This window comes from Actinoplanes lutulentus, from assembly GCF_003259845.1.
In the GTDB taxonomy this organism is placed as follows: Bacteria; Actinomycetota; Actinomycetes; order Mycobacteriales; family Micromonosporaceae; genus Actinoplanes; species Actinoplanes lutulentus.
Genome location: NZ_QLMJ01000004.1, coordinates 550,695 through 561,826 on the forward strand (window position 1 = coordinate 550,695; position 11,132 = coordinate 561,826).

The window sequence follows — 11,132 nt, forward strand, 5'->3', positions numbered from 1 at the left end:
TGCCTGCGTGAGCACAACGATACCGGCCGACCCCGGATTCCCTCATCCGCATTACCCCGTGGTGGTCAGTATTTGAACGACGACACCAGAGCGCGCAGATCACCGGCCATGTCGCCGAGCTGCCGCGCCGAGTCCCGGGTGGCCGTGGCGTCCCGGGTCGTCGCCGTCGCGATGTCCGCGACGCTCGCGACGTTGCGGGCGATCTGGTCCGATCCCTGCGCCACCTCGGCGACACTGCGGTTGATCTCGCCGGTGGTGGCGGACTGCTCCTCCACCGCTGCGGCGATGTTCTCCTGAAGCTCCGAGATCTCCTGCACGACCTCGGTGATCCGGCCGATCGCCGTGGTCGCCCTGCCCGTCGTCTGCTGGATCGCGGCGATCTTGTCGATGATGTCGGCGGACGCCCGCGCGGTCTCCTGCGCGAGATCCTTGACCTCGCTGGCGACCACGGCGAACCCCTTGCCCGCGTCACCGGCCCGGGCCGCCTCGATGGTGGCGTTCAGAGCCAGCAGGTTGGTCTGCTCGGCGATCCCGGTGATCGTCTTGACGATCGCGCCGATCTCGTCGCTCGCGGTGACCAGCTGGGCCACCGACGCCGAGGTCTGCCGCGCGGTATCGACAGCGTCCGCGGCGACGCCGGCGGCCGACGTGGTGCTGCGCGAGATCTCGCTGATCGCGGCCACCATCTCCTGCGCCGCGCCGGCCATCGTCTGCACGTTGCCGGAGACCTCCCCGGCCGCGCCGGCGACCACGCTCGCCTGGCTGCTGGTGTCCTCCGCCTGCCCGTCCATCCGCCGGGCCACCGCAGCGAGCTCCGATGACGCCTCGGCCAGCGAGTTCGCCCGATCACCGACCCCGGCGAGCATCTCCCGGACAGCGTCACCGGCCTCGTTGAACGCGACCGCCATGTCGGTCAGCTCGTCCCGTCCGTCGACCGGCAGGCGCGGCGTGACATCCCGCTGCGCCAGCACCCGCAGCGCCGCGGCCACCCGGGCAACCGGACGCTCGATGCTCACGGTCAGCAGCAGGCCGAGCAGCACGGTCAGGATCAGCGCCAGCGCACACCCGGTGAGCAGCGCGAACCGCAGCCGCTCCCCCGCCGTCTGCAGCTCGGCCTGCGCCACGTCGGTCCGAGCGGTCACCGAGTCGACCAGCTTGTTGGTGTTCTCCACGATCGCCAGGTAGACGTCGTAACTCTCGTTGTTGATCAGCTCAGCGGCCCGCGTCACCGCGTCCGCACCGCCCGCGCCCAGGATCTCGACCACCTGGTCGTCGTACTCCCGGAACTTCGCGAAATTCTCCGTGATCGCCGCGAAGAGCGCCCGCTCGTCAGCCGTGAGATCAGAATCGGCCACGACCTTGAGCTCGGACTCCAGCGCGTCCAGCGAGTCGGTCGTACCCTTGCGGTTCTCCGAGGCGGGATCGATAGCCGCCGCCGGCCCCTTCAGCGAAGCGTCCCAGCCGTAGGCCAGCTGCCAGCCGCTCACGTCGGCGTTGCGGAACTTCAGCTGCATGACCGCCCGCGTCAGCACCTGCATCTCATCCACACGATCCGCCGCCGCCGTCTGCGCCCGCGACTCGGCAACCCCCACCGCCGTCATAGCCGCCACCAGCAGACAGAACACCCCGAAAGCGGACAGCAGCCGCACACGCAACCGCATTCGCCGGAGAAGATTCATAATTCCTCGCTCTCTCGGCCCCCCTTTCGGCCTGAAAACCACAATCAAAAGCAAACTGCCTATTTCGTACGCGTACCCGCCCAGCCCCGTCACCGCTGCTCCGACTAGCAGGCACTAAGGGGCCGCCGGCCGGCGCTGAAGGAAGGCCTGGCCGGCGCGGAAGGAAGGCCTGGCTGGCGCTGAAGGGCGGGCTGGCGCTTTGAAGGGCGGGCTGGCGCTGAAGAGCTGGCTGGCTGGCGCTGAGGGCTGCCAGCTGTCCCGTATGGCGACCGTAAGCGCCAGCCAGATCCGGGCTCGGCGGATCCGGCTGGCAGGAGCCGAGGGCACCACGCCGCGAGCACCCGCCCGGTGTGTGTCGAGTTGAGGCGCGTATCGCACCCAAAATCGACACACAGCAGGCCGTTCGCGAGCAGCGTGTCGAATTGCGGCACCCAGCGCACCCGAAATCGACACGCCTGGCTCGGGGCTGTGCGAGCTTGGGCCGCTGTTCCCGGCGGGGTGTGGTTTGGGGACCACGATCGGCACGGGCGGACGGAACGGTGATAACCAGCAGGTCAGTACTGCGGGCCGTCCGCCGGTGGATGCGGGAAAGCGCGCCCGCCCCTCATCGGGACTGGCGCGCTTTCGGCGTACCAAAAAGGGGTTAGATCTTGGGGAACCAGAGGGCGAGCTCGCGCTCGGCGCTGTCCGGGGAGTCCGAGGCGTGGACCAGGTTCTCGCGGTTGGAGAGGGCCAGGTCGCCGCGGATCGTGCCGGCTGCTGCCTTGCGGCCGTCGGTGGCGCCGATCATGGCGCGGACCACCTCGATCACGGAGTCGCCGGAGAGGACGACGGCGGCGAGCGGGCCGCTCGTCATGAAGTCCTTCAGCGGTGGGTAAAAAGCCTTGTCGACGTGCTCGGCGTAGTGCGCGTCGGCGAGGGACGCGTCCATCGTGCGCAACTCCAGCGCCTCGATGATCAGGCCCTTACGCTCGAAGCGGGACAGGATGTCGCCGAGCAGGCCGCGGCGCACCGCGTCGGGCTTGATGAGCACGAGCGAACGCTCGGTGGTGCTGGTCACGCAGTTCCTCCATGCAAGGGCAGGCCGACACGCGGGGAGTTCAGCCTATCGGTACCGCGAATCGCGTGAGCGGCGATGTCCGGACTACCGCACTTTCGCGGATGTGGCGCCGGGCAATAACCTGACGGGAACAACCGGGAGGTCCACAGTGGCGAACCAGACCGGCCGGCCCATCGCACCGGCCCGCAAACTGGTGGCGGCGGTCATGGGCACGCTGGCGGTCTTCGTGATCGTTTACGGACTCGGCATGTCGAGCTGGCCCGTCGCGCTCTTCGGCGTCGCCGTGCTCGTGCTCGCCGTGATCCTCGCGATCGTGAACGTGCCGCGCCGCGGCGGCCGTGCCACCGTCGCCGGGAACGCCGAGGTCAAGGCGATCCCGCCGCCTCCGCTCTCGTCCGCGTACGGTCGTGCCGATATTGACGTGATCGTGGTGGCGCCCGGCCTGGGCACCTTCGACACCGTGCTGCGCGAGTCGCGGATTCCGGTCGCCAAGTGGCCCGCGGTCGGTTCGACAGTCCCGATCACCGTGGACGTCGACGACACCCGCCGGGTCCGGGTCAGCTGGAACGACGCCCCGCTGCGTGACGAGGGCGAGGACCCGCCGCCGCCGGCCACCCAGCCGGCGTACCAGGAGACCGACGACCGCGACGACGACCTTCTCGGCGACATCGGCCCGGCGCCGTGGGAGGGCCGCGAGCGGGACTGGCAGTTCGAGGCCGACGAACCTCCGCCGCCGCCCGCGCCCCGTGCGGCATACACCGCCGGTCCGACCACGCCCGTCGTGGTCCGCGACACCCCGGCCGGCACGATCGTCGAGGGCCACGTCGTCGGCGGCGACGACGACCCACCGCCGCCTCTTCCGCGTCGCGCCGCCGGCGCCGCGTTCACCAGCGATCCCGCCGACGACCCGGGCTCCCGCGATTCCTTCGCCGGAAGCGCGGCGTCTGCGCCGTTCACGACGTTCGGCTCCGGCTCCGCCGCGAGCTCAGCGCCTGGTCACGGTCCCAGCGCCGGTCCCGCTTCAGGCACAGGCCCGGGTACGGGACAAGCCGCCCCGTTTTCCCCGAACGCATCGGGTTCTCGTCCACCGGGCGCCCGTCCGAGCCCACGGCCCCGTGGTGGCTCGGCCACGGCGACGGTCGAGCGGGAAACCGCAACCGGCATGCCACCGGCCCAGCGCACCCCGCCCGAGTCCGAGACAGCCCCGAAACCGGTGGCCGAGCAGGACCCGCTGATCGACCTGCCCCTGGAAGAAAACCGGCACACGGAGAACACCCAGCCCGAGGCAGAGACCCGACCCGAGGCTGAGACCCAACCCGAGGCTGAGCCCGCCCGGCCTGAAGCGGAGACCGCCCGGCCCGAGGCTGAGACGCGGTCTGAGGAGCGGCGCTCCGGGGTCGGGGCTGCCGCTGTTGCCGGGTTCGCCGCCGCTGCCGGGGCGGTAGCCGGTGCCGCCGCGTCCGCTTTCCGCCGCAAGCACGAGCCCGACCCCGAGCCCGAGCAAACCCCCGCTCCGGAGCACGTGGAGACGGCTGAAGCAACCCGCATCGACCCCGTTCAGACGGGGCATGCCGAAACCCCCGCCCCGGACCCCACGGATACATCGGCGCGGACATCGTCGGGACGCACCCGCTTCTTCACACAGCCGGGTGAGGAGCCGGGTGGTCAGCACAGCTCCGCAGGGGCTTCTGACAATGACCAGGAAGTCGAGACCGAGACACGGTCCGGGCCCACGGTGACCGGGTTCCGGGCGGCTCCGGAGCCGGAGCGGGTTCCGACGTCCATGGCTTCGGCGCCGTCGCCGGTCTCGCCGCCGCCGGTCGCTCCCATCCCGGATCGGCCGTTCCCGACGGCCCCGCCGCCGGAGACCGTGGCCGGCCCGGCAGCACCACCCCCGGCCGTCGACGAGATCGACATCCCCCTGGACGACAACGAAAACGACAGCGAGATCCCGCTCGACGACAACCCGGAGCCAGCTCCGGAAACCACCCCCGCCGCCTCGCAGGCCGTCGCGACCGGCATCGTCGCGCCCCCAGCCGACGTCGTCCCCGACGACCCCGAGCCCACCGTCGCCGCCGCCACCCCACCGGCCACCAACTCACCGGCCACCAACCCCTGGGGGGACCTAGGTGGCCGGCAGGAGCCGGACGCACGGGCCGGTGACGTCTTCACGGCCTACCCCAGTGCGCGGCCCGGGCCCGCCGGAGCGATTCACGGCGTGGGCATCACGGTGCTCGTGACCGATTTGAATCAGTCGGTCGTGTTCTATCGGGACGTGCTCGGCTTCTACGAGATCGACAGCGGGGACGGCAGCGCGGTCCTCGCGTCCGGTGACACCCGGCTGGTGCTGCGGACCGTGCACAGCCTGCCGTCCGAGGCCGGCCGGTTGATATACCTCAACCTGGAGGTCGGCGACGTGAACGCGGTGCACGACGAGCTGAAGGCCAAGGGCGTGAAGTTCGTGCACCCGCCGCGCGCGGTGAACCGGGGCGACAAGCTGGAGCTGTGGTCGGCGACGTTCCGCGACCCGGACAACCACAACATCGCGATCACCCAGTGGCGGGCCATCCGCTAGTACCGAAGCAGCGACATGAAGAACCGGCTGGAGCGGAAAGCTCCAGCCGGTTCTGTCGTTCAGCTCAGGATCGACTTACGGACGTGCAGCGCATAGAGCCACGCCAGCCCGAAGATCACGCCGATCGCGGCGACGGTCCAGTGCAGGACGCCGCCGATCAGCAGCAGGACCTGCAGGGCGCTGCCGGCGTGCCATGCCCAGCTCCGCTTCATGCTGCCGGCCAGCACGATCGCCAGGACCGTCGCGACGCTCACCGCAATGATCGCGGCGCCCTTGCGGTCGCCGCCCATGACACTCAACGGTGCGATCGCCAGGAGCAGGACGAGCGCTTCCATCGCCAGGGTGGCCGCGCCGAGTCCGCGTACCGCTGCCTGGGGATTTTTGAGACCTGAAGGCCGCGCCGCGGCAGTCTGCTCGCCCTCCGATGGCATCGCGCCCTCCTGAGAATCCGTCATCGCTTCAGCAGTCGTCGCGCGTCGGCGACCGTGACCACCGAGCCGGTGATCAGTACGCCGACGCCGCTCAGCTCACCGGAGGAGTCGTCCTCGGCGAGAATGACGGCTTCCTCGATGGCGTCCGGCATGTTCTGCGTGATCGTGACCCGGTCCTCGCCAAAGAACTCGATGGCGAGCTGGGACAGTTCCTCGACGGGCATCGAGCGCGGCGAGCTGTTCTGGGTGACCACGAGCCTGGCCGCGATCGGTTCGAGCAGGTCGAGCAGGCCGCTCACGTCCTTGTCGCCGAGGACCGCGAGGACCACGACCAGGTGGCGGAAGGTGAACTCCTCCTCCAGCGCCTTGACGGTCGCAGCCATGCCGTGCGGGTTGTGCGCGCCGTCCAGGAGGATCGTCGGCGCGCTGCGCACCCGCTCGAGCCGGCCCGGGGAGTCGACCCCGGAGAAGCCCTCGCGGACGAGATCGGCTTCCAGCTGCTTGTCCGGGCCGGCGCCGAGGAAGGCCTCGACGGCGGCGAGCGCCAGAGCGGCGTTCTGAGCCTGGTGCGCGCCGAAGAGCGGCAGGAAGATCTCGTCGTAGATGCCGCCGAGACCCTGCAGGGTGAGCACCTGCCCGCCGACCGCCTGGGTCCGCTCGACCACGCCGAACTCGCTGCCCTCACGGGCCAGGGTGGCGCCCATGTCCGCGCAGCGTTCCAGGATGGGCCGCATGGCGTCCTCGTCCTGAAGCGCGGTGATCACGGTGGCGTCCTTGTGGATGATGCCGACCTTGTGCCAGGCGATGTCCTCGATCGTGTCGCCGAGCCACTCGGTGTGGTCCAGCCCGATCGGGGTGAGCACGCAGACGCCCGCATCGATGACGTTTGTCGCGTCCTCCTCGCCGCCGAGGCCGACCTCGACCACAGCGATGTCCACCGGCGCGTCGGCGAACGCCGCGTACGCCATGGCCGTCGTCATGTCGAAGTAGGTCAGCGGCTCGGGGTAACGCGCGTCGACCAGATCAGCAAGCGGCGCGACGTCGTCATAAATCGTGACCAGTCGATCCTCGGTGACCGGATCCCCGTCCAGACTGATCCGCTCCCGAACAGTCTCCAGGTGCGGGCTGGTGTATCGCCCGGTGTGCAGCCCATGCGCCCGCAACAGCCCGTCGATCATCCGCGCCGTGCTGGTCTTGCCGTTGGTGCCGGTCAGGTGGATCGCCGGGTACGCCCGCTGCGGGCTGCCCAGCACGTCCATCAGATCCCGGATCTTCCGCATGTCGAAAGCCATGCGGGTGAAGCCGCGCTCGTTCAGCGCGGCCTCGACCTCTGCGTATTCGGAGCTCATGACTTGGGCAACGTTTCCAGAGCCGCGGCAATTCGCACCAGGTCAGCCTCGGCGGCTGCCAGCCGGTCCTTGATCTTCGCGACCACCTGCTCCGGCGCCTTGCCGATGAACGACTCGTTGCCGAGCTTGGCCCGGCACTGGGTCGCCTCCTTCTCGGCGGCGGCGCGGTCCTTGTCCAGGCGGGCCCGTTCGGCCGCCACGTCGATGGCGCCACGGGTGTCCAGGTCGACGGTGATCGCACCGGTCACCGCGAGGGTCGCGGTCGCCGTGAAGTCCGGGCCGGGCGCGTCGAGACGGGCCAGCGAACGGATCAGCGGCTCGTGCGTGTCGATCCCGACGTTGCCGAGGCCGGTCAGCGCGGCGGTGACCCGCTGGCTCGGCTTGAGGCCCTGGTCGGAACGGAACCGGCGCACCTCGGTGACCACCTTCTGCAGGGCGGCCAGCTCCTCCTCGGCAGCGTCGTCGATCCGCGCGGGGTCGACGGTCGGCCAGGCGGCGTGCGTCAGGGTCTCGCCGCCGGTCAGCGCGATCCACAGCTCCTCGGTGACGAACGGGATCACCGGGTGGAGCAGCCGGAGCAGCTGGTCGAGCACGTGGCCGAGGACTCGCTGGGACGCGGCGCTTCCGGCTGCGAGCACCGGCTTGCTGAGCTCCAGGTACCAGTCGCAGACGTCATCCCACGCGAAGTGGTAGAGGGTGTCGCAGACCTTGGCGTACTCATAGGTGGCGAAGTAGCCGTCGACCTCGGCGATGGTGTGCTCGAGGCGCGAGAGGATCCAGCGGTCGATGGCCGACAGCTCCTCCTGAGGCGGAAGATCGCCGGTCACCGTGGCGCCGTTCATCATCGCGAACCGGGTCGCGTTCCAGAGCTTGTTGCAGAAGTTCCGCGAGCCCTGGCACCACTCCTCGCTGACCGGCACGTCCGAGCCCGGGTTGGCGCCGCGCGCGAGGGTGAAACGGGTGGCGTCGGCGCCGTACCGGTCGATCCAGTCCAGCGGGTCGACGACGTTGCCGAACGACTTCGACATCTTCTTGCCGAACTGGTCGCGGACCATGCCGTGCAGGTTGACTACGTCGAACGGCTGCTTGCCGTCCATCGCGTACAGACCGAACATCATCATCCGGGCGACCCAGAAGAACAGGATGTCGTAACCGGTGACCAGGACGCTGGTCGGGTAGAACTTCTCCAGCTCGGCGGTCTTCTCCGGCCAGCCCAGCGTGGAGAACGGCCACAGCCCGGACGAGAACCACGTGTCGAGCACGTCCTCGTCCTGGCGCCAGCCCTCGCCGGCCGGCGGCTGCTCGTCCGGTCCGACGCAGACGACCTCGCCGTCCGGGCCGTACCAGACCGGGATCCGGTGTCCCCACCAGAGCTGCCGGGAGATGCACCAGTCGTGCATGTTGTCGACCCACGCGAAGTACCGCTTGGACAGCTCAGCCGGCTCGATCTTCACCCGGCCGTCGCGCACCGCGTCGCCGGCCGCTTTCGCCAGCGGAGCGGTGTTGACGAACCACTGCAGCGACAGCCGCGGCTCGACAGTGGTCTTGCACCGCGAGCAATGCCCGACGGAGTGCACGTAGGGCCGCTTCTCCGCCACGATCCGTCCCTGCTCACGCAGGGCAGCAACGATCGCCGGTCGCGCTTCAAACCGATCAAGACCTTCAAAAGGCCCGGGTACGGTAATGACGGCCCGCTCGTCCATCACGGTCAGGCTCGGCAGTCCGTGCCGCTGCCCGATCTCGAAGTCGTTCGGGTCGTGCGCCGGGGTCACCTTCACCGCACCGGTGCCGAACGCCGGGTCGACGTGCTCGTCCGCCACGATCGGGATCCGCCGGCCGGTCAGCGGCAGCTCCACCTCGGTGCCGATCAGGTGCTGGTAACGCTCGTCGTCCGGGTGCACGGCGACCGCGGTGTCACCGAGCATGGTCTCGGCCCGGGTGGTCGCGACCACGATCGAGTTCGCACCCTCGCCGTACCGGATCGAGACGAGCTCGCCGTCGTCGTCGCTGTGCTCCACCTCGATGTCGCTGAGCGCGGTGAGGCAGCGCGGGCACCAGTTGATGATCCGGTTCGCGCGGTAGATCAGGCCGTCGTCGAACATCTTCTTGAAGATGGTCTGCACGGCCCGGGACAGGCCCTCGTCCATCGTGAAGCGTTCCCGCGACCAGTCGACGGAGTCACCGAGCCGCCGCATCTGCCCGAGGATCGCGCCACCGGACTCGGCTTTCCACTCCCAGACCTTCTCGACGAACTTCTCCCGGCCCAGGTCGTGCCGGGACAGCTGCTGAGCGGCCAGCTTGCGCTCGACCACGTTCTGCGTGGCGATGCCGGCGTGGTCCATGCCGGGCAGCCACAGCACCTCGAAACCCTGCATGCGCTTGAGGCGCACCAGGGTGTCCTGGATGGTGTGGTCGAGCGCGTGGCCGACGTGCAGCGAACCGGTCACGTTCGGCGGCGGGATGACAATCGTGAACGGCGGCTTGTCACTCTTGGGGTCCGCCGTGAAGTAGCCCTCCGATACCCAACGCTCGTACCGCCGCTGCTCTACCTCGCCCGGCTGGTACTGGGCGGAGAGGCCACCGGTGGGCCGGCTGTCGGGAGTACGGGTTTCGGTAGCATCGGTCACCCGACAAGTCTACGGAGGTGCTATGCGCACCATCTCGCTCGGGGGACGATAGGCTCGCGCAATGTCGCCCGAGCCTGAGCCGATCGAGATCAACGCAGGCCCGTTCCAGCTCGCGGAGACCAGCGAAGAGGACACCCCGAAAAACCGCCGGAACGTACGCAAGATCGTACTGAGCGGGCTCCTGGCAGTCTCCCTGGTCGGCGCGGCGACCCTCGGTTATGTGGCCTGGCAGGTCAACACCCAGCGCCACACCACCCTTTCCACTCCCCCCACCATCGGCACCCTCCAGCTGGACGACAGCGAGGACGCAGCGGCCACCGCCGATTACCTGCGCAGCGCCATCTCCGCGGAAATCACCATGGACAAGGCAGTGGGCGCCGTCTACACCGGAAGCGACAACCGCAGCGTCCTCTTCTTCGGCGGCACAGCCCTCCTATGGGCCCCCGACAAGGAACTGGAAAACGCCTTCACCCTCCTGGGCGACGAAGAAGGCAGCGTCACCGGCGTCGACGACGTAGACCCGGGCGACCTGGGCGGCACCATGAAGTGCGGCACGACCAACTCCGAAGGAACAACCCTCACAGTCTGCGGCTGGGCCGACCACGGCAGCCTCGCAGTGGCAATGTTCCTGGACCGCACCGAACCAGAGGCCGCCACCCTCCTACGCCAAATCCGCAAAGCAACCCAAACCCGCGACTAACAGCCAGCCAAACCGGCCCAGAACAGCAAACGGGACCAGGCGAGCAGAACCGCCGCGCGAGAAGCCCGAGCCCCGACACCAGCTTGCGCCCGTGGTCGCGCAAAGCCCAAAAACACGACCCTAAGCACAAGCCGCCCACCCGCCAACCAACCTGCGGATACGGGCAACCGGCCGGTAGGCACAGCTGTCCGAAGGCGAGCCGTAGCTCAGCCATGGAATAGGGCTGCGATGACGTGGCTGGACTACGGCTCGGGCCACTCGGCCGTACTCCAGCCACGTTAAGACGATCCGATGAGATGTCTGAGCTACGGCTCGGCCCGGCCAACAAAGAGAGCCACAAGCCACCCAAGCCCTGGTAGGGAATGGCAGCGTGCGGGAGTCGCATCGCGCAGAAATAGCGCAGGCAGCGACGTGGCCGGCGCGGACCGGCCCAAGATTGAGGAGTTTCCTCGACCACCAGGCGTGAGAGAAAGTCGGCCAGGTGAGCAAGGTTGTGGGGCGGGGATGGGCCACGCAGGGATCAAGCCTGACCGCCCTGCGTGGCCCATCCCCGCCCCACAACCGTCCCAGCCGGCAGCAAGAAACGGCCTGGAAATGCAGAAAGCCCACCCGGATACCCGGGTGGGCTTTCATACAAGTTGAGTCCGGCGGCGTCCTACTCTCCCACACCCTCCCGAGTGCAGTACCATCGGCGCTGGAGGGCTTAGCTAC

7 protein-coding genes are annotated in these 11,132 nt (G+C 69.1%); 2 read left to right on the top strand and 5 right to left on the bottom strand.

The window, feature by feature from the left end; translation table 11 throughout:
- Window positions 1-65 precede the first annotated feature (65 nt).
- Together B0I29_RS12880 and ndk are read right to left on the bottom strand one after the other, a co-directional pair.
- Entirely contained in the window at window positions 66-1,661 is a 1,596-nt protein-coding gene (locus B0I29_RS12880; RefSeq protein WP_245972479.1) for a methyl-accepting chemotaxis protein, read from the bottom strand.
- A 661-nt stretch (window positions 1,662-2,322) separates the two neighbouring features.
- Window positions 2,323-2,739 carry a nucleoside-diphosphate kinase gene (ndk, locus tag B0I29_RS12885; RefSeq protein ID WP_111649132.1) on the bottom strand — a complete coding sequence of 139 codons (417 nt, stop codon included), beginning with the start codon at window positions 2,737-2,739 and terminating at the stop codon, window positions 2,323-2,325.
- A 148-nt stretch (window positions 2,740-2,887) separates the two neighbouring features.
- Between ndk and B0I29_RS12890 the strand changes: the two genes are divergently transcribed.
- Window positions 2,888-5,314 carry a VOC family protein gene (locus tag B0I29_RS12890; protein ID WP_111649133.1) on the top strand — a complete coding sequence of 809 codons (2,427 nt, stop codon included), beginning with the start codon at window positions 2,888-2,890 and terminating at the stop codon, window positions 5,312-5,314.
- Window positions 5,315-5,373: 59 nt separating this feature from the next.
- Here B0I29_RS12890 and B0I29_RS12895 read toward each other — a convergent pair whose 3' ends face one another.
- Genes B0I29_RS12895 through B0I29_RS12905 form a run of 3 tightly spaced genes read right to left on the bottom strand, consistent with a single transcriptional unit; the run spans window position 5,374 to window position 9,721 of the window.
- Window positions 5,374-5,745: a DUF4233 domain-containing protein gene (locus B0I29_RS12895; RefSeq protein ID WP_245972480.1), complete on the bottom strand. Its 372-nt coding sequence runs from the start codon at window positions 5,743-5,745 to the stop codon at window positions 5,374-5,376.
- Between the two features lie 20 nt (window positions 5,746-5,765).
- Window positions 5,766-7,094, bottom strand: coding sequence for a bifunctional folylpolyglutamate synthase/dihydrofolate synthase (locus tag B0I29_RS12900; protein WP_111649135.1), 1,329 nt, complete (start codon window positions 7,092-7,094; stop codon window positions 5,766-5,768).
- Window positions 7,091-9,721 carry a valine--tRNA ligase gene (locus B0I29_RS12905; protein WP_111649136.1) on the bottom strand — a complete coding sequence of 877 codons (2,631 nt, stop codon included), beginning with the start codon at window positions 9,719-9,721 and terminating at the stop codon, window positions 7,091-7,093. Before B0I29_RS12905 ends, B0I29_RS12900 begins: the two co-directional genes overlap by 4 nt.
- 61 nt (window positions 9,722-9,782) lie before the next feature.
- On the opposite strand from B0I29_RS12905, the gene B0I29_RS12910 reads away from it, so the two are divergent.
- Window positions 9,783-10,421 carry a hypothetical protein gene (locus tag B0I29_RS12910; protein ID WP_181557783.1) on the top strand — a complete coding sequence of 213 codons (639 nt, stop codon included), beginning with the start codon at window positions 9,783-9,785 and terminating at the stop codon, window positions 10,419-10,421.
- Window positions 10,422-11,132: the final 711 nt, after the last annotated feature.

Coding starts and splice junctions, on each gene's coding strand:
- B0I29_RS12880 (WP_245972479.1), bottom strand. CDS start 1,661: ATGCGGTTGCGTGTGCGGCTGCTGTCCGCTTTCGGGGTGTTCTGTCTG.
- B0I29_RS12895 (WP_245972480.1), bottom strand. CDS start 5,745: ATGCCATCGGAGGGCGAGCAGACTGCCGCGGCGCGGCCTTCAGGTCTC.
- B0I29_RS12900 (WP_111649135.1), bottom strand. CDS start 7,094: ATGAGCTCCGAATACGCAGAGGTCGAGGCCGCGCTGAACGAGCGCGGC.
- B0I29_RS12910 (WP_181557783.1), top strand. CDS start 9,783: ATGTCGCCCGAGCCTGAGCCGATCGAGATCAACGCAGGCCCGTTCCAG.